Source organism: Rhizobium sp. P1_E6 (assembly GCF_056405875.1).
In genome coordinates this window covers 15,471-34,171 of sequence record NZ_JBFUBG010000073.1, presented here as the reverse complement: position 1 = coordinate 34,171, position 18,701 = coordinate 15,471, and the positions used below count along the sequence as shown (strand labels likewise).

Annotated in this window: 17 protein-coding genes; 5 read left to right on the top strand and 12 right to left on the bottom strand. The window is 59.4% G+C overall.

Features of this window, described 5'->3' with window-relative positions; translation table 11 throughout:
• Window positions 1-267: substrate-binding domain-containing protein (locus tag AC1D35_RS26200; RefSeq protein ID WP_477940799.1), on the top strand; the 267-nt coding region annotated here is incomplete at its 5' end.
• On the opposite strand, the gene AC1D35_RS26195 is transcribed toward AC1D35_RS26200, so the two are convergent.
• From AC1D35_RS26195 to AC1D35_RS26155, 9 genes are all read right to left on the bottom strand, one after another.
• The gene (locus AC1D35_RS26195) at window positions 264-1,907 is read right to left on the bottom strand and encodes a Na/Pi cotransporter family protein (RefSeq protein WP_477940797.1); all 1,644 of its coding nucleotides are present in this window, start codon (window positions 1,905-1,907) and stop codon (window positions 264-266) included. The two genes, AC1D35_RS26200 and AC1D35_RS26195, sit on opposite strands and share 4 nt — an antisense overlap.
• Before the next feature lie 106 nt (window positions 1,908-2,013).
• Window positions 2,014-3,702 carry a metallophosphoesterase family protein gene (locus AC1D35_RS26190; RefSeq protein WP_477940795.1) on the bottom strand — a complete coding sequence of 563 codons (1,689 nt, stop codon included), beginning with the start codon at window positions 3,700-3,702 and terminating at the stop codon, window positions 2,014-2,016.
• Entirely contained in the window at window positions 3,702-4,304 is a 603-nt protein-coding gene (locus AC1D35_RS26185; RefSeq protein ID WP_477940793.1) for a dual specificity protein phosphatase family protein, read from the bottom strand. The genes AC1D35_RS26190 and AC1D35_RS26185 overlap by 1 nt, the downstream gene beginning before the upstream one ends.
• A 50-nt stretch (window positions 4,305-4,354) precedes the next feature.
• Complete coding sequence (locus AC1D35_RS26180; protein ID WP_477940791.1) at window positions 4,355-5,215, bottom strand: inositol monophosphatase family protein; 861 nt, start codon at window positions 5,213-5,215, stop codon at window positions 4,355-4,357.
• A 162-nt stretch (window positions 5,216-5,377) separates the two neighbouring features.
• The gene (locus AC1D35_RS26175; RefSeq protein WP_477940789.1) at window positions 5,378-5,965 is read right to left on the bottom strand and encodes a hypothetical protein; all 588 of its coding nucleotides are present in this window, start codon (window positions 5,963-5,965) and stop codon (window positions 5,378-5,380) included.
• A gap of 31 nt (window positions 5,966-5,996) precedes the next feature.
• Window positions 5,997-7,124, bottom strand: coding sequence for a gluconeogenesis factor YvcK family protein (locus AC1D35_RS26170; protein ID WP_477940787.1), 1,128 nt, complete (start codon window positions 7,122-7,124; stop codon window positions 5,997-5,999).
• Window positions 7,125-7,211: 87 nt separating this feature from the next.
• Window positions 7,212-7,793: an NUDIX domain-containing protein gene (locus tag AC1D35_RS26165; RefSeq protein ID WP_477940785.1), complete on the bottom strand. Its 582-nt coding sequence runs from the start codon at window positions 7,791-7,793 to the stop codon at window positions 7,212-7,214.
• A gap of 131 nt (window positions 7,794-7,924) precedes the next feature.
• Window positions 7,925-8,455: an NUDIX hydrolase gene (locus tag AC1D35_RS26160; protein WP_477940784.1), complete on the bottom strand. Its 531-nt coding sequence runs from the start codon at window positions 8,453-8,455 to the stop codon at window positions 7,925-7,927.
• A 65-nt stretch (window positions 8,456-8,520) separates the two neighbouring features.
• Window positions 8,521-9,534 carry a LacI family DNA-binding transcriptional regulator gene (locus AC1D35_RS26155; protein ID WP_477940782.1) on the bottom strand — a complete coding sequence of 338 codons (1,014 nt, stop codon included), beginning with the start codon at window positions 9,532-9,534 and terminating at the stop codon, window positions 8,521-8,523.
• A 183-nt stretch (window positions 9,535-9,717) separates the two neighbouring features.
• Between AC1D35_RS26155 and AC1D35_RS26150 the strand changes: the two genes are divergently transcribed.
• The 3 genes from AC1D35_RS26150 (at window position 9,718) to AC1D35_RS26140 (ending at window position 14,121) form a co-directional block, all read left to right on the top strand.
• On the top strand, window positions 9,718-10,746 hold the full coding sequence (locus AC1D35_RS26150; protein WP_115039181.1) for an ABC transporter substrate-binding protein: 1,029 nt from the start codon (window positions 9,718-9,720) through the stop codon (window positions 10,744-10,746).
• A gap of 76 nt (window positions 10,747-10,822) precedes the next feature.
• Window positions 10,823-13,063, top strand: coding sequence for an ABC transporter permease (locus tag AC1D35_RS26145; protein WP_477940779.1), 2,241 nt, complete (start codon window positions 10,823-10,825; stop codon window positions 13,061-13,063).
• The gene (locus AC1D35_RS26140; RefSeq protein ID WP_113335525.1) at window positions 13,060-14,121 is read left to right on the top strand and encodes an ABC transporter ATP-binding protein; all 1,062 of its coding nucleotides are present in this window, start codon (window positions 13,060-13,062) and stop codon (window positions 14,119-14,121) included. The genes AC1D35_RS26145 and AC1D35_RS26140 overlap by 4 nt, the downstream gene beginning before the upstream one ends.
• A gap of 474 nt (window positions 14,122-14,595) precedes the next feature.
• Here the strand turns inward: AC1D35_RS26140 and AC1D35_RS26135 are convergent, their stop codons facing one another.
• Window positions 14,596-14,868 (bottom strand): hypothetical protein, encoded by a 273-nt coding sequence (locus tag AC1D35_RS26135; RefSeq protein ID WP_477940778.1) that lies wholly within the window; start codon window positions 14,866-14,868, stop codon window positions 14,596-14,598.
• 463 nt (window positions 14,869-15,331) lie between these two features.
• Here AC1D35_RS26135 and AC1D35_RS26130 point away from each other — a divergent pair, with 463 nt between their 5' ends.
• Window positions 15,332-15,604: a GntR family transcriptional regulator gene (locus AC1D35_RS26130; RefSeq protein ID WP_113335527.1), complete on the top strand. Its 273-nt coding sequence runs from the start codon at window positions 15,332-15,334 to the stop codon at window positions 15,602-15,604.
• A gap of 405 nt (window positions 15,605-16,009) precedes the next feature.
• On the opposite strand, the gene AC1D35_RS26125 is transcribed toward AC1D35_RS26130, so the two are convergent.
• Window positions 16,010-17,233, bottom strand: coding sequence for an MFS transporter (locus tag AC1D35_RS26125; protein WP_477940775.1), 1,224 nt, complete (start codon window positions 17,231-17,233; stop codon window positions 16,010-16,012).
• Window positions 17,230-18,699 (bottom strand): aspartate ammonia-lyase, encoded by a 1,470-nt coding sequence (locus tag AC1D35_RS26120; RefSeq protein ID WP_477940773.1) that lies wholly within the window; start codon window positions 18,697-18,699, stop codon window positions 17,230-17,232. The genes AC1D35_RS26125 and AC1D35_RS26120 overlap by 4 nt, the downstream gene beginning before the upstream one ends.
• Window positions 18,700-18,701 lie beyond the last annotated feature (2 nt).

Below are 18,701 nucleotides of genomic sequence, written 5' to 3'. Positions count from 1 at the left end.
GGCGCATTCTGCGTCACCGACCTCATGGCGCTCGGCTTTCTGGACGCAGCCCGCCTGGAGATGGGCTGCCGCGTGCCTGAGGATCTGTCGATCGTCGGTTTCGACGACATTCCGCAGGCGGGCTGGAAGAGCTACCAGTTGACCACGGTCGCCCAGCCGCTTGAGGACCTGACCGAAAAAGTGCTGACTGCGCTCGACAGCGACCAGGCCGAAACAAGGATTCAGGTCGTGTCGGTTGCCATGGTGGAGAGGACGACGGCGCGTTAGTTCGCCTGGCGGATCCGGCTTTCGATCAGAAGACCGCTTTGATCGAGGATCGGATGGGCAACGGCTGCGATATGGGCATGAATACGCTTCAGGTCGCGCAGAATATCGAGATGCAGCGAGCTCGTCTGAATACTTTCTGGCCGCTCCTCGCGCAGGCGCTGCAGGTGCCGTTCGGCCGACTGCTTTTCGAGCCGGCGCACATCCTCCTTGATCTCCACCAAGCGGCGCGCCAGCATCGCGTTTTGTGTCGCAAAGACAGTCTGCGCCATGCGGATGCTCTCCAGCGTCACGTTAAACAGGCCGGCGATTTMTTCCTGCCCGTCGCGCGAGAATTGCAGGCCACGATCGATCTTTTTGGCGATTTCCGGGAGAATGCCTTTTTCGATAATGTCGCCGATATGCTCCAGATTGATGGCATATTCAACGATGTCCATCGAACGGCGATGTTCTTCTGCGCTCAAGCCGTTATGACCAAGCTTGGAAATATAGACCTTGATCGCGTGTTGGATCCGATCGACCCGGCCTTCCAGCATTGTTACGCTGGCAAGAACCGAGGGGTCGTTGCGATTGATCGCCTCACTTGCCTGCGTCAGCATCCGTGCGACCAGATCGCCGACGACCATGACCTCGCGGCTTGCGCCCGCAAGAGCGGAGAGCGGACGAGCGAGATCATTGCTGTCCAGGTAGCTGCTCTCCTCAAGATCCTGCTTTGCCTCCGGGAGCAGACGAGACATCAGCGACAGGATGAAGGGCGACAATGGCCAGGCGACAAGGGCGACGACAAGATTGAAGGCGAGATGGGCATCGACGGCGAAATTCTGATGCGGCAGCGGCGATAATTCCAGAAGGTCTGCGCCATAGCCTGCAAGAGGAAGGGCGATACACACGCCGATTGCGCGCACGATCAGGTTCCCGAGCGTGACTCTGCTGGCGCTCGTCGGTGCCCGAAGGGTGGCAAGGACGGCGGGAACTGCTCCTCCGAGGTTGGCGCCAAGGACGAGCACGATTACGAGCCCGGTGTCGATATCGCCACCGGCGGCAAGCGACAGGATAAGAACGACGACCGCGAGGCTGGACGATGCCAAAATCGCCAGAACGGCCGAGAAGATCAACGCCACCGGCCATGCATTTCCAAGCATGGTGATGAAGAGGCTGAGAGCCGGCGATTGACGGATGGGATCGGTCGCTCCCGACAGCAGATGCAATGACAAGAGCATCAGGCCGACCCCGACAAGAGCGGTACCCCCTCCCTGGAGCGCGATGGACTTCCCGCGGAGCAGGACCGTCCCGACAAGGATGAGCAGCGGCGAAATCCAGCCAAGGCCAAGAGCGACAATCCACGCGGTCGCAGCCGTCCCGACATTTGCTCCGAGAAGCACGATCTGCGCCATGGCTGGCACGATCATGTCTCTTTCGACGAAGGAGGCGACCATCAAGGCGGTCGCCGTTGAACTTTGCAGAGCAATGGTGGCAACGAAGCCCGCGCAGATCGACCGGGCACCGCTTCTGGTACTTCTCGCGAGCCCCGCACGGAGTTTTGTACCGAAGGCGCGCGTCATTCCATCCTTGACCTGGGCGAGGCCGAAGAGAAGTAGCGCAACTGCGCCGAACAGATTGATGCTGACGATAGTCGATTCCATACCATCACCTGCTGCCTATGACCGGACGCGCACCCGGCCCTCATCCATATCGGGCCGTCAGACCGGTGTCCTGCCGATGCAACGCCATTTCCATTCGATCTCGCCGCTAGGCCGGCTCATCCTGCAGCTCCCGTTCAAGGCGGACGACAACGCTGCTTCGGCCCTCTGTGGCACGATCGAGAAACGCTCCGAGCGCTCCAAAGAAAATGCCGAGAAACCGTGCAAGCGATCCATCATGGGCGCCGGGCTCAAGTCCGAATTGATCTGCCAGCAACCGATAGAGCGCCAGCCGTTCTGGTTCGATATACGCTATCGCCAGATGGGCGCCCTGCCGCAGGCAGTACCAATCTGCAATCAGCTCGATCATTGGGAGGTTTTCGGCCAAGGCGACGCTTGATGGCGTCAAGCCTTCACCCTTTCCGGGGAAGCATTCTATCGCCTGTGCGACACTCATCGGCAAGACCGATGCAGCGATCGCGCCTGGCCATTCCTTCGGAAGGTAACGGTGGACGACAAGCGCCCGTTTATGAGCCCGCAGAAAATCGCCATAGGTTTCGGCGGCGTGAGCCGCCTCGCCGTGCTCGTGGGATGCGGCGGTTTCCAGCCGATAGCCTGCCAAAAGACGATGATCGACGGACGTGGCCGCCAATTCGACCGTATCGATCACCACGTCATGATGCGAAGGCTTGATGACCTTGAAGGCCGGAGGAAATGCGACGAGGGACGGCACCGCAATATTGGTGAAGGAACCTTTGTCGTGACCCCGCCTAGTGAGGCCTTCGACATGCAGGTGACCGCTGAAATGAACGTGCACACCGGCGGCGCAAAAGGCGTCCTCGACTTCGTGCCGCGGCGTGCGGCGCACGACATTGGTTTCACCGAAAAGAGCCTTCTCGGCCTCGCAAGCGCCATCGAACGGATCAAGGGCAGGGTAGTGAGAAAAGGCAAGCAAGGTCTTGCCGAGACGACGTGCTCGGCGCGCGACGTCGCTGATCCAGGAGAGAATGAAGGGCTTGAGCCGCAGCATGGCGTTCCAGCCGCCGGCGGTGCTGTCGGTGAAGGCAGCCTCTTCCCCATGCGTGAAGGCGCCATCAAGCGGCTCGAAGACATTCGCATCGATCATCAACAGCCAGAGACCGGGCGTCGGTTCAACGAGATAGGAGGCATCCATGAGCTGGTAGCGATTGCGACCGTCCGGCGACGACACCTCGTAAAGCCTGTCCTCCTCGGCATCGGACGATCCGAACGGGCTTTCCCAATGGACGTATTCCGGCCGCCGGAAGAAGCCGAAATTCGCCATCGGGCGAAGTCCCTCCGGATATCCTTCGCAATACATGCTATCGCTGAAGACAGGACCGTTGCCGGCAAGCCCGGCATCGCTTGAGACGAGGATGGGCCGACCGGCCTCCGTCAGGAATTCCTTGGTGTGATGGCGGCCACGCAGGCCGAAGATGTCATGATTTCCAGGCAGCGCATAAAAGGCTGTGCCATGGTCGCGGCTGTGCCGCTGCAGGATATCTGCCAATTTTTCCGTCGTCGCCCGCTGGCCATCGTCACTATAATCGCCCAACAGCACGACATGGCGGATGCCGCGCTTCTCCACCTTCTCGAGCGCGGCGTGGAGTGCGCCGGCACTTTCGTTGAAAACCCGCGTCGACTGGCGTGTGTCCGACCAGCTACGCATGGTCAGCGCCCGGCCGCCGATCCTGAGACCGGAAAAGCTGAAATCGGCATCGATATCGTGAAAATGTGCGTCCGCAACAACAGCAATTTCGGGGAAAGGACGAGGCGACATCAATTGCCCTGCTTTCGAGCTTCGATCAGGTCGATCCATTCTGATGCACGCCGGGCCGCGTCATAGAGCGCCGGCTTCGGCGTTTCGAACCACTCGTCCGGATGCAACTCGCGCCGCTCACGAATGACGGCAAGGGCGGCGTCCATCGACGGATAGCGATGCGGCTGCTGCTTGTGAAGGAAAAGAGCAACCAGCGAAACGGAGCGGCTGCGGCCGCTGCGGCAATTGACGAGGATGTTGCCGCCGTCAGGGAAGGGATAGGTCTCCCGCTTCGGCATGGTCTGGCGCAGAGCCCCGTCGAGGATGTAATAGGCGCCGAGCATCATCGTATCGGGGCTGCCCTCTCCATCGATCAGACCGACCTTGTAGTAGCGGATATCGCCGTAGCCTGATGGCCTTATGTCGGCTGCTTCCTCATCCGCCTTTACATAGTTGATGTCGAGATTGACGGCACAGTTCACCACAGTCGTGATCTGGTGCTGGCGCAGCAGGCCGATATTGCTTGCGCCGCCGCCGCCGCCAATGAAGAGAGCGGCCCCGAAGGGTCCGAGGCCTTCCGCGATCAAACTGATCGTCGGGCGTGCGTAGACAGGTCCATCCATGTCAAATCCTCCTGGGCTTGCGCCTCCGGCCGTTGCGAACCGTCTATGCTTCACGTTCCTGCGGACGCTGCAGACCCTGCCGGATGTGTTGCCTCCGGCCGGTTGCCGGCTAGAGCAAGCGGGATTTTTGCAATCTTGCTGATCCCGGCAGCTATCGCCGGGGCAACCGCAAGGACCGGGCCACCGTTTTCCAGGCTGCCGATCTCCAAGAAGGGGCAGACATCGCCACCCGCCTCGCTGACGAGGAGAAGGCCTGCGAGGCAATCCCAGGAATTCATATGCAGTTCGACATAGCCGTCGGAGCGGCCATCGGCCACATAGGCCAAAGCCAGCGCACCCGAACCCGCCCGTCGCACATTGGTCCCGAGATCAAGCAGCCCCTTCACCACGGCGAGATAGGTCTCGTTCGCAACGCGGGTCGACCATCCCATTTCGATCGTGGTGGCATCGTAACGATTTGTCGCAGCGACCCTAATCGTCTTTCCGTTCAAACGGGCGCCGTGGCCGCGCTCAGCAAAATAAAGCTCGTCGAGCGCGGGGTTGTAGATGGCGCCGAACTGCGTCACCCCCTTCTCCACGTAAGCGATCGAAATGCAGAAATGGGGAATGCCGCGCGCGAAATTGGCCGTGCCGTCGACGGGGTCGACGACCCAAACGCGCTCACCGATAGCGCCGCCGCCTTCTTCGCCGAAGAAGCAGTCACCCGGAAAGCGACCCAGGATACCGTCGCGGATCAGGGCCTCCGAAGCGGCGTCGGTCTCCGTCAGATAGTCTTGTGGGCCCTTCATCGACAGGCCTGGTCCAGCTCCTGCATAAAAGCCCTTGAGAACCAGATCCCCGGCAGCGCGGATGATAGTGCGGCAATAGTCCGCACGCGTTTCCGCCAAGGCAACGTCGGATACTGGACGCATGTGATTTCCCCTCAGATGCTTTGCACGCGCTCACAATTGCACGCGCGTGCAATTGGGTCAAGTCCAGTAATTATGGGATATAAACTCGGTCTCTCCGATGAATTTTCACGGGAGTTGCAAGCGCGCTCGGCGAATGCCCGCCGGGTCTGAGTCTTTGGAGGGTCACTCGTCTTTTTTCGTATGGAAATAGGTCTGCCACCGGACGGGCGCTTCAGAAAACAGCCCAAATGCTTGAATGACCATACCGGTCGGGACATCAATGTTTCTGGCAATGCCGATGCCTTTGAGGACTCCTCCTCGTTTATCCGGATCAGGTTCTCGAAAAGAGCCGCCGCCGCCAAGCTGGCAATTCTGGATGCGGATCGGGCCAAGAACCTGTGCTCCATCGCCAAGATTGGCGCTCCCGGCAATGGAGCCGCCGCCATTCAACCGGGCGTCGTTTCCGATGTGGATCGTGTCACTTGGCGCACTGGTGACAAAGGTGAAGCCGCCCTCCTGGCCAAGATCACCGTTTGCACCGATGGCAATCGAGCCGGCGCCAGCCGCGATCCGCACGCCGCTGTGAAGCACGGTCGACGCGCCGATGCTGACCGCCGCCTCAGGACCTGCCTCCAACGTCACATTGGGCCAGACGAAGACACCAGACGCCAGGTTGGCGCGGCGGGAAATCAAGGTCGAGAACGGATCAATGACGGTGACGCCGAGATCTGCAAGCTGCAGCGTTTCGCCAACGGTCAGGAAACCCTTCAAGCGCCTGACCTCGTCGATCCTGTTCACTATCTCATGCATTCCAAGCACCTCCGGAAGCGATTTTCAGCAAGGCTGCAGCTGTTGCGTCGCCGTCATGCTGGCCACGGCTCCAGGCATCTTCGAATTCACCCTTGATGACCTGATGATCGTTCCTCTCCTGGCGGTCCTCTCGTAGGTAGGGAAATTTTCCGACCGTCTTTTCGAACGGAAACAGCATCCTGTTTGCCAGGACGAAGGTGAACAGATCCGAGGTTGCGCCACCTTTGCGTCCGTGCAGATCCGTCGCCGACAGAACGTCTTCGAGCGTTAACCCCATGGTCTMCCGGCATTGCAGGATATTGCCGATAAAGACCGTTGGGCAGCTGGCCTTTTCGACCGCCGAAGCGAGGCCACCGACCAGAAGATGCGGAAGGATACTTGTGTAGAGGCTGCCCGGACCGAACGCGATCAGGTCCGCGTGGGCAATGGCGTCGAGCACAGCGGGATTGGCAAGCGCCAGGCGCTGATCGGCGCAGGTCAGTGCGACCTCTGCGATTCCAACCTTTGCCTCCTCGTCCGCCATCGATGTGATGACGTCCTGGGGCGCAAGCGTGCGGCCGTCCTTCAGCGTTGCTGAGAGAAGCAGGTTGTTGTCGCAGGACGACGGCCACACGTTTCCGCGAATGCCGCACAGCTTTCTGAACACGAAGATCGCGGTGTTGACATCTCCATTATGCGCCAGACAGGCGCCCGTCAGAATGAAATTGCCGACGCTCCCGTGCCTGAAGTCGAAATCGCGGCCGACAGCAGTGTGGAACGTGTTCAAATAGTTCAGGATCGCTCCCCGCAGGCCAGGCTCCATTCTCTCAAGCAACGGATGACGGCCGTCCGCATAGAAGAGAAATTCCTTGCGGGCATCCTCAAGGCCAAGATTGGCCGAAAGCCGGGCGTTGCAGATCTTGACCACGTCGCCGGCGCAGCCCTCTCCATGTGCCATCGTCATCAAGGCCTGGCGGATGTCTCCCACTGAGAGGATGGCAAGCCGTTCACGAAGGACTTTCGAGCTACCGCCGCTATCCCAGGCAGGCACGACGCGGATAACGTCGGCTCCGCTTCGACATAGCGCGACATTGATTGATCGACAGGCGCTGCCGCCCGAGAATAGGACAATTCGTTTCATACCCGCCCTGATGTCCGCAAGCAAATTGATGGCCTTCGTTGATTGCCTGCAACAGCTGCCCTGTCGTCACATATCGCGACGGCGCTGTCACAGAAGTTTGCGTAATCGCGCAAGCCCAAAAGCGGCAATGGTGCCTGCGTCCTGGAGATCGCCATCAAGGATCATCCGTTGCAGCTCGTCGACCGAAACCGTCGCCCGGATGAGATCCTGCTCTTCGTGCTCAGGCTTGTTGTCTCCCGCCGTCAGATCCGACGCGAAGAAGACATGGCATCTCTGGGTTACGGTTCCATAGAGCGGATAGATGGTGCCGATCCTGACCAGTGAGGAAGCGATCAACCCGGTCTCCTCCTGCAATTCGCCGCGGGCGAGCTCTTCGGGATCGGCATCCGGATTATCTTCCCAGCTCCCCTGCGGAAATTCCCACTGACGCGACTTAATCGGATATCGGAACTGTTGAACCAGGTGAACGATGCCATGGTCGAAGGGCAGGATCATCACGAAATCAGGTTTGTCGACAAAGCCGTAGAGGCCGGGCGAACCGTCGCGGCGCCGGATCTTGTCCTCGCGGACCGTCATCCAGCGATTGGCATAAACCTCGGTCGAACCAACAGTAACGATATCTGGATCCCTAATCTGGTCCGATGCTTTTTCGATTGACGATAAATTCATAATGGTGGCGTTCCGTGTTTTTGAGGTTAGGACATGTGGCGCCCCATGCGCTCAGCCGCTTTCTAACGGTCTCGGCGTCCGCTTCATGAAAGACAGGATTGAGATGCGAACCGCACCCGAAAAAGGACCCCTCATCTCTTAATTTTTATCTTTGCTCGCGGCGGGTGAGGCCTGAAGGATACGAGGAGCGATTTGAGCTCCAGCTCACGCACGCGCCGCGCCGCTTCATCAGGAGAAACCCAAGCGAGAACCCGCTCGCCGCGTTCTTTAAAGTCAGCGGTCAGGCCCTTGACCTCGATCTGAAACAATTCGACGATGCAAGGCGACACTGTGTCAGGTCCAAGTTCCTTGAGATAGGTATATCGGCCGATCGGTTTTTTGCGCACGCTCCCCTCGACACCCGCCTCCTCAAAGGCTTCGATGGCAGCTGTTTGAAAGGGCTTCCTTTTTTTGATCGGCCAGCCCTTGGGTATGACCCATCGACGACTTTCGCGCGAGGTGATCAGCAAGATCTCGATCTGCTCTTCGTCTCCGACATAACGAAAGCAGACCGCGCCATACTGCTGCAGAAAGGCGCCCTTGAATAAGGTCTCGGGAACGAGCGCAAGTTGTTGCAGCAAACCTGCGTCCTTGTTTTTCTGCCGTTTATCGCCGTTCTTCATGTATGGTCCGATGGAGGATATGAAGCCTTTTCCAGCTCATTCGCGAAGTTTGACGCCGCAACCGGTCACCCGCCGCGGATCGAGCCGCGCCACACCAGCTCGGCATGAAGTTTTAGGGATCTGACCTCACCGTTATCCTGCGGCAACGCAGGAGCCGCCAGGTACGCGACAGCTTCGCGCGCCACCGTCTCAACCGGCTGCGCGAAGGTCGTCAGATCATAGGAAGACCACGATGCCTGCTCGATATCGTCGAAACCCGCAATGCAAAGCTGGTCGGGAACAGAGATCTTGAACTGATGGCGGGCGGCGTCCATGACGCCGCAGGCCAGCAGATCGTTCGCGCAGAAAATCGCGTCCGGCCGTTCCTTACGCGTCAGCAGCCTCTGGGCGACCACCTTTCCCGCCTCATAGCCGGTCGAGCCGTGACGCTCGACCACGACCTCTATGCCAAGGGCGGCGGCTGCCGCAACGAAACCGCGCTCGCGTGCCATCAGGCTCGGCGTGCCGACCTCGGAATTGGCGAATGCCAATTGGCGGCAGCCTGCGCGGATGAAGGCGGTGAGAATGCGGCCGGCGGCCTCGTGATCGTCGAGATTGATGCGTAACGGCCCCGGCTGATCGTCATCGCGGTTGATGAGAACCAGGCGTTGACCATTCTTGAGGCAGAGCTGCGTAATCGATTTGTCCGGCAGTCCGGACAGGATGATCGATGCATCGGCACGGTAGTGAATCGCCTGCCGCAGCGCCCGGTCCACACTTCCATCGGAACGGTCAGTGTTGACCAGCATCGCGATCTTTCCGCTCATCTGAAGCTGCTGCGTGATCGCCCTGATGAGAGATGAGCGAAACGGCGTTCCGAGCTCCGACACGATGAGGCAGACGATTCCGCTCTCATTCGTCATCAGTCCCCGGGCAAGATGATTGACGTGATAGCCAAGCGCCTCGGCCGCATCCATTACGCGCCTGCGCGTCTCCGCCGACACGCTCGCCCCTGGGGTGAAGGCACGCGATACCGCCGAGCGCGAAACGCCCGCTTTCGCCGCGACTTCCTGAGCGCTGACAAAATCCTTAGTGACCACCGGCACCTCCCTTTGCCGAGACTGTGCACAAATTTGCAATTGCGTGCAAGACACGACCCGCGGTTCTTTATGACACTTTTATGACAAAGATGATTGACAGGGCCTTTGTGCTCATGCAGGCTTTGCACACGCTTGCAAAAAGCGAACGGCGTGGAGGCGCCGACATCATTCCAGGAGGATAGAATGCGTTCAGCCAATGTTATTGCGGCAGCAGTTGTCGCGGGTGTATCTTTTGTTGCCTACTCGGCGCATGCCGCTGGGGATCTCAACCTGATTTGTTCGGCCGACGTCGTGATCTGCGAAATGATGAAGGACAGTTTCGAGAAGCAGACGGACATCAAGGTCAATATGGTTCGCCTGTCTTCGGGAGAAACCTATGCGAAGGTCCGCGCCGAGGCGCGCAATCCGAAGACGGACATCTGGTGGGCAGGTACCGGCGACCCCCATCTGCAGGCCGCCAGCGAAGGCCTGACGCAAGAATACAAGTCGCCGATGCTCGACCAGCTAAACGACTGGGCAAAGAAGCAAGCCGAGAGTGCCAATTATCGTACGGTCGGCGTTTACGCCGGCGCTCTCGGCTGGGGCTATAACACCGACCTGCTGGCCAAGAAGAGCCTGAAGGAACCGAAGTGCTGGGCCGACCTCCTCGATGCTTCCTACAAGGGCGAGATCCAGATCGCAAATCCGAATTCGTCTGGTACCGCCTACACAGCCCTTGCAACACTCGTGCAGATCATGGGCGAGGACAAGGCTTTCGATTACCTCGGAAAACTCAACGCCAATATCTCGCAATATACCAAGTCAGGCTCGGCGCCGGTGAAGGCTGCCGCCCGCGGCGAAGCGACGATCGGCATCGTCTTCATGCACGATGCCGTCGCGCAGACTGTGGAGGGCTTCCCGGTCAAGTCGGTCGCCCCTTGCGAAGGCACCGGCTACGAGATCGGCTCGATGTCGATCATCAAGGGAGCCAAGAATCTTGAGAACGCCAAAAAGTGGTATGACTGGGCGCTGACGGCCGAAGTGCAGTCGCATATGAAGGACGCCAAGTCCTTCCAGCTGCCGTCGAACAAATCGGCCGACGTCCCGAAGGAATCGCCAAAGTTCGAGGATATCAAGCTGATCGACTACGACTTCAAGACCTACGGCGATCCTGACAAGCGCAAGGCGCTTCTGTCGCGCTGGGACAAGGAAATCGGCGCGAACGCCAACTGACCTCCATCCAAATCCAATGGCCGGCTGCGGAAGCCGCCGGCCAGATGTATGTTGCTGCTCAAGCGGGAGCGACCCGATGAAGAACCACAATCGCAGACTGGATATCGCTCTCGTCTTTGCTGTCGCCGCCCTGATACTGCTCCCGTGGTATCGGATCGAAGGCGGCTTCTTCGGCCTCGCCTGGCTATCTGATTTCCCGGACGATCCCTCCACGGCGCCTGGAATCCTGCAGATCGTCTCTCATGGCCGATGGTGGCTCGCGATCGCCGCCTTTTGCGTTCTGCTTGGCGGCGTCGCGCGCTTCCTTCGCGATCCTGATCGCCGCAGCGCGTTGCTCGCCTGGGCGGGTGGCCTCGGTCTTGGCTTTCTGGCCCTGCAAGGGCTGGCTATCGGCTTTTCCGGTTGGAACTGGACGATCAGCGAAACGCTGTTCGGGACGCTTTCTGACGGGCAGCCGTCGATGGGCGCGGGCGCCGTCGTCGTCGGCCTCGTCTTCGTCTTGATCTTTTCCTTTGGCTTGGCCGAACGTGGCGTGATGAAGGGCGATGCGTTCGTCGTCAGCGCGATCGCCATGCTGGTCTTCCTCGTCACTGTCTTCGTCTTCTATCCGATCGGCAGCATGTTCGTCGGCGCTTTCCAGGATTTCGACGGTTCTTTCAATCCGGATGGCTTCCTGACGAATATTCAGGATTCGTCGGTCTGGAGTCTCGGCTGCATCGTCGGTGGAGAACGCTGCGGTGTTGCCTGGCGCACGCTCTGGCTGGCGATCATGACGGCGGCCGGCTCGACGACGCTCGGTCTCTGCTTTGCCCTGGTCGCTACGCGCACACGATTCCCCTTCAAGAAGGGCCTCCGTCTCCTGACAATCCTGCCGATCATCACCCCGCCCTTCGTCGTCGGGCTGGCGCTCACATTGCTCTTTGGCCGGTCCGGTGTCGCCACTCAGCTCGTGTCGTCTCTGCTTGGCGTGGAGCCCGGTCGATGGCTCTATGGCCTGACCGGCATCTGGATTGCCCAGGTGCTCTCGTTCACACCAATCTCCTTCCTCGTTCTCATCGGCGTCGTCGAAGGCGTCAGTCCATCCATGGAAGAGGCGTCGCAGACGCTGCGCGCCGACCGCTGGCGCACCTTCTGGAGGGTTTCGCTACCACTGATGAAACCCGGCCTGGCCAACGCCTTCCTGATCGGTTTCATCGAAAGCATGGCTGATTTCGGCAATCCTCTGGTACTCGGCGGCAGCCATGGCGTGCTGTCGACGGAAATCTTCTTCGCTGTGGTCGGCTCGCAAAACGATCCGTCGCGCGCCGCGGTGCTCGCCATGATCCTGCTCTGCTTCACGCTTTCAGCCTTCCTGGCGCAGCGTTTCTGGCTGTCCGGCAAGAACTTCGCCACCGTCACCGGCAAGGGCGATTCCGGTCAGCATATCGCACTGCCACGCGTCCTTTCGATTGCTGTGCATGCGATCGTCGTCCCCTGGATGATCTTTACCATCATCGTCTATGCGATGATCCTGTTCGGTGGTTTCGTGCGGACCTGGGGCCTCGACAACACGCTCACAACAGAACACTACATCCGTGCGTTCTCGATCGGTTTCCGTGATGATGGCGGCCTGGCGTGGACGGGGGTCGCCTGGAATTCGTTCTGGACGACGATGGAGATCGCACTGATCTCCGCCCCGCTCACGGCCGCTGTCGGCCTGCTGACGGCCTATCTCATAGTTCGCCAGAAGTTTGCGGGGCGCAATCTGTTCGAATTCGCGCTGATGATGAGTTTTGCGATCCCGGGAACGGTCATCGGCATAAGCTACATCATGGCCTTCAACCTGCCGCCGCTGGAAATGACCGGCACCGCCGTCATCCTCATCGCCTGCTTCGTCTTCCGCAACATGCCGGTCGGCGTGCGTGGTGGTGTCGCGGCGATGAGCCAGCTCGACAAGAGCCTCGACGAGGCCTCGCTGACACTGCGCGCCGACAGCTTCCGGACGATCCGCAAGGTCATCCTGCCGCTGCTGCGGCCGGCGATTACCGCCGCGCTGGTCTATTCCTTTGTGCGCGCCATCACCTCGATCAGCGCCGTCGTCTTCCTCGTCAGCGCCCAATACAACATGGCGACATCCTATATTGTCGGCCTCGTCGAGAACGGCGAATACGGCGTGGCGATCGCCTATTCCTCGACGCTGATCGTCGTCATGGTCGCCGTTATCACGGGCTTCCAGTTCCTCGTCGGAGAGCGGCGGCTGCGGCGTGAAAACCGCATCGCAATCGCAGCGCCAACCGCCACCGCTTCCGCACCGCTCGGCAAGGAGAAAACCGCATGATCAGCACCAAAGCCGGTTCCGTCGTCTTCCAGAACGTCCGCAAGACCTTCGGCGCCTTCACCGCCATCCCTGACCTGTCGATGACGATCGAGCCGGGCACGCTGGTGACGCTTCTCGGCCCTTCGGGCTGCGGCAAGACGACGACACTGCGCATGCTGGCCGGCCTCGAACATCCAACCTCCGGCCGGATCCTGATCGGCGGCAAGGACGTGACGATGCTGCCGGCAAATGAACGTGACGTCTCGATGGTCTTCCAGTCCTACGCGCTCTTCCCGCACATGACGGCACTCGATAACGTCGCCTATGGCCTCGAATCGTCGGGCCTGAAACGCAAGGAAGCACGCGACCGCGCCGAGGAAGGACTGACGCTCGTCGGCCTGGGCGGCATGGGCCAGCGGTTGCCCGCTGAACTTTCGGGTGGCCAGCAGCAACGTGTCGCTGTTGCCCGTGCGCTGGTGCTCGAGCCGCAGGTGTTGCTGCTCGACGAGCCGCTTTCGAATCTCGACGCGCGCCTTCGCCGCCGAGTCAGGACCGAAATCCGCGAGTTGCAGCAGCGGCTCGGCTTTACCGCTGTCTATGTGACGCACGACCAAGACGAGGCGCTCGCCGTGTCCGACCAAATCATCGTCATGAAGGACGGGGAAGTCGCCCAGCAGGGGGCGCCGCGCGACCTCTATGATCAGCCGAGTTCCGCCTTCATTGCCGACTTCATGGGCGAGGCCAACGTGCTGTCTTGCGAGGTGGTTGGCGTCGAAGGCGAAAGTGCCACGATCGACGTTGAGGGGCTCGTGCATCGGGTTCCCGGCCGCAATGTCCGTCCCGGCCCGGCGCAGCTCGCGGTTCGTCCGAACGCCATTACTTTGGCGCCGAAGAACGGCGGTTCGTTCGGCGGACAAATCACGCATTCGGCCTATCTCGGAGACCATGTGGAGTATGAAGTCAAGACGAAGATCGGCACGCTCTTTGTGGTTGACCCCGCCGTCGAAAACCCGCTAGCAGCCGCAACCGAGGTCGAGATCGGTTTCAAGGATCGCGGCATTGCGATCATCACCAAGTGATACCATCAGTGTAGTATTGGGCGATCAAAGTCTTGGCGAAGTGGAATTGTGATGGTGGGTGGCAGTAATGCTGTTGTGGTTAGGCGAATCGTTGAGTTGCCGGACCATTTTGATCAATTCTTGGTGGAAGCCGCTGTTGAGGGCATCATAGGCATTTTCAGAAAGGCTGATGCCAAGGGAGTACGAGTTCTTCGAGTTGGGCTGCACGCGCTCGAAGACGCTTGTCGCGGTCGCGCATGAACGTAGCGGCGGCGAGATAGAGCGACCTGCGAGACAGCTTTTTTCCCGTGTTCTATTCTTGCTTCCCAAAATTTCGGGCCGGGAATGCAACCATAAGCAGGTAACCGCCGGCCGCCTCCCAGATCACGAAATTGTGATATCGCGCTGAGTTCTTGAAGACTCTCAACGACATTTCAAAGTCGTTTCAAAGACACGTGACCAGTTCTCCTCAGGTGATCCTGCTTGCCTTCGAAGTCAATCCTGGCAATATGCGGCAGCAGGCAGCACCCCTCGATGTCTTTTGCTGAGAGGTGCGCCATGAAAGATCCCGTTGATTTCCTGAAGATTAAGATCCTTGGCATCGAGGCATCCGCCGGCGGTCGGTTTGCTATCGTCGCACTGGTCTTGATCTTTCTTGCGGTGCTGGCGGCCCGCTCCCTGGGATGACGCCGGATCGATGCCTTCATTATGTTGGCGCGCATCGGAAGGGTCGCGCCCACCGCAAACAATTAAATTGGAGAATTTCATGCCGGGACGCTGCGCGCTCTGCAGACGTTTAAGCGAGTTGTACGAAACTCACGCGATAGCCAAGGCGTTCATTCGTTCGTCGCCTTCATTCACAGTTAACTCTCGCGAGCGGACGCCGTTTCTCTATAATGGAACAGCAATGGAATACGCCAGCCTCGGCTCCCCATATCGCTTGGCCGGATAGACTCACAAGCTGGTTCAGGTCCAGGTGAGTCCAGTCCTTGCGCATCAGCGTGCGACGCGAGCTTTTGTTTTCCGCGTTGCCGTGGCGGCCCCTGCCGAAAATCGCCTATCTTAGATCATTTAGCGCCAACAGCCTGGACCCAACGTTTATGCGTCCGAAGTGACCATCCCCAGCTGGCTGCGCATAACTTCATAATCTCAAGTTATGAGCCCGGCGCAAGACTCCGAGATATGATGAGCCATCAAGCACAGATCAGCTGTGTCGGAGGAAGAATATCAAATGGATGAAAACAAAAGGAACTCGCCGACCGGGTATCGGAAAATTTGCGATGAGATGCTGAATCAAATCAACAAAGGGTTCTGGGCACCCGGTGACCGCCTGCCTTCAGAGGCCGAGCTGATGTCCCGGTTTGGCGTCAGCAAGATGACGGCTGATCGCGCTAGGCAAGAATTGTCAAGGCTCGGAGTAATCGATGCGGTTCCAGGAGTGGGGACATTCGTCTCAGTGAGGGCGCGTTCATCGGCGCAACAGCTATCGCGACGTCTGAAGTAAGCGGAGCCGGGCGGTCGGCAAAATGATGAGCCGCGCTGGAAGCGCCCATGTCTCAGCTGCGATGGCCCTTTTATCATATGGGTAAAAGCGCTCGATAGCGCACGCGGCCGAATGCGCCAACGAGGTCACTTTTGCTTAGAGGCGAAGCTGACGTGTGTGATCAGATAACGGTTCTCGGAAGGCGCGCTCACTCTCTAAGATCTTTCGCGCTCGGAACGGAAGGTGCGAGAAATATGGACGACCAAGGCCGTCAATGCAGCAGTCGTGAGGCTCGTCGTCTCACCGAGTTCGCGGATGGCGGCTGGCAACGCCGCGAGATCAAGCGGCGTTCGATCTATTTGACGGTATCACAGCGCTTCTGATCCCTGTCATCACTGTGGCGCCCCGGTTTCCACTGGCGCCGAGTTATGACAAGCTTGCCGGGCCGGAAAAACGGCGTACCGTCGGCACCAGCATCGCAGCGGCTGGAGTGAGTAGACACACTGCGCCTGTCCCCATCAAAACCCAATCCCGGCCCATTACGTTTGCCAGGGGCGTCATAATCGCCAGACCTGCTGGCGCCAGTCCATAGGAAAACAGGAAATCGAGCGACGAGACCCGCGACAACCRGTCTTTCGGTATCTCGTTCTGGATCGACGTAAACCAGGGGACGTTGAAAATCTCAATGCCAATGCCAGCGACGAAATACGCCGCAATCGGCAACACCATATTGTCTGCAAGGAGTAGGCTGAACGGGACAAGCCCATAAAGGCAAAGGCCGGCAAGCGCCACCCATCCTCTATCGGCTGGCCTCCAACCTGTGAGGAGCAGTGCGCCGACAAGCGCACCTGCCATGTAGGCAGTGGCAGTAGCCGTCAAAAGGGTGGCACCACCATAGGAATCCTGACTTATCTCAGGCAGCAGAACCGAAGTAACAGAGTAACCGGTCGCTATGGTGACAGTGAGGGCGGCGAGCCCGGCCACAAACCATGGGTGGCGGCGTGCCTCTCGCGCACCCTCTGCAAACTCGCGGCAGATCTCAAAGAGTGTCGACTTTCGTCGAGCAATCCTGGTCTTGTCAGTCACCATTATTCGCTGGGGAACAAGCGCGCTGGCGAGCCAGAGAAGTCCGATCGCAAAAAGCGCCGCCCTCGTTCCCGCGCTAAGCGCCACCAGGCTGAAGACGGCCGGACCGATAATGCTCGTGACGCGGACAGAAATGCTCATCGCAGCATTGGCTGGTTGCAACAGATCATCGCATACGAGTTTAGGGATGATTGCCTGATAGGCGGGTCTGCAAGCACCTTGGCCCATACCCGCGGCAAAAGCACCTGCGCGGAGCAACCATGATGCCCACGCATCTGGTCCGGAGAGTCCTGCAACGATGAATGGCGTGGCCACTGCAGCGACAAGTCCTGATGCGAGGATAATCGGCCTTGGCCCGTGCCGATCGGACAGCACGCCTGCAATCGGTACAGCGGCCAGAAATCCGATCGTGCGGGCGGCAAGAGCGATGCCGAGATCGGTGGCGGTCAGGCGGCCATCAACCACAGCGAACCCCAGAACGAATGGCAAGGCCCAGGTCGCAAGGCCAGAGGCCGTGTTACCGATCCACAGCCGCAGAAAAGCGGGAGAGACGAGCGCTTTCACCCTTGCGACACCGCAGGATGTGCAGCCGCTTCCCTGAATTCCGCAATTACGTGCTCTGACCGTTCCGCGTCCGCGAACACTGAAACATCGACGAAAAGGCTTTCGGCATCTGTCTGGCTCATCAGCCCGCATTCGACAGCGGCGAGCGATACCGGAATGCCTCGAGCTTCTGCGTGCTTGGCCACAGCGGAGGCGGCCGGGTAGCCGTAAATTGCAGCAAGGGCAGTCGAGAGGGCGAGTGAGCCTGAAGCGTCGGCATGGCCGCGGTCGGCATTCACCTCGATCCCGGCGACGCAGCCGGAGACAAAAAGCGGGATGGCCCGCCGCATGAGCCGGATGGTCTCGCTCAAAGCCTCAAGGATGATTGATTCCCACACGTTGAGATCCAACTCGCCTTCAGCTGCGCGGGTGACCGTCGCATCGTTCCCGATCACCCGGAAGGCGACCTGCATCATCATTTCCGGCATGACCGGATTGACCTTGCCCGGCATGATCGACGAGCCGGGCTGCATTGCAGGCAAGCGGATCTCGCCAAACCCGGCACGCGGACCCGAGGACATCAATCTGAGATCGGACGACAACTTTGAAAGGGTGACTGCGATCGCCTTGAGACTTCCGGAGACCCGTATCCAATGATCAGCATTCTGCAGCGCGTCGAACAGGTTCTTCTCGACGTGATAATTCTTGCCAGTCAGCGCTCGAAGCTCTTCGAAGACAAACAGGCGATAGTCGGCAGACGCACCGAAGGCCGTACCTACCGCCGTGGCGCCTAGCGGCAAAGCGAGGCACGTATCTTCCAATAATTCCAGATCGCGCGACTGCCGTTCCAGCGCAGAGCGATAGCCCGAAAACTGTTGGCCAAAGGTGATGGGCAGAGCGTCCTGCAGACAAGTCCGTGCCAACTTCACGGTGCCGGCGAAGACACTTTCCTTCTCCTTCAAGGCATCGACAAGAAGATCCAGCGCTGACCGGAGCAATCCGAGCTCATTGCCGATGGCCATCTTCATTGCCGAGGGAATGACGTCGTTGGTGGATTGTGACATATTCACGTGGGTGTTGGGATGAACCGGATCCGACCCTTTTCTGCCCGCCAAGATTTCACTGGCGCGGTTCGCCAACACTTCATTGACATTCATATTGGTAGCCGTGCCGCCGCCACCGTGATAGATATCGACCGGATAGTTCTCGGCTGTTACATCAACCCGTTGTTCAGAGGCTGCAGTGACAATGGCCTGCGCGATAGCCGGATCAAGCTCACCGGCCCGACGATTGGCTTCGGCGGCTGCGTGTTTGATCAAGATGATTGCCGGCACAAAGCCCTCGATATCGGCGATGGTCCGGCCGGAGATCGAGAAGTTCTCGACCGCTCGCATCGTTTGAATCCCAAAGGCGACATCGTCCGGGATGACCCGCACGCCGAGCGCATCCTCTTCCAGTCGGCCCGATAAGATGTGCACATCCTCCACGG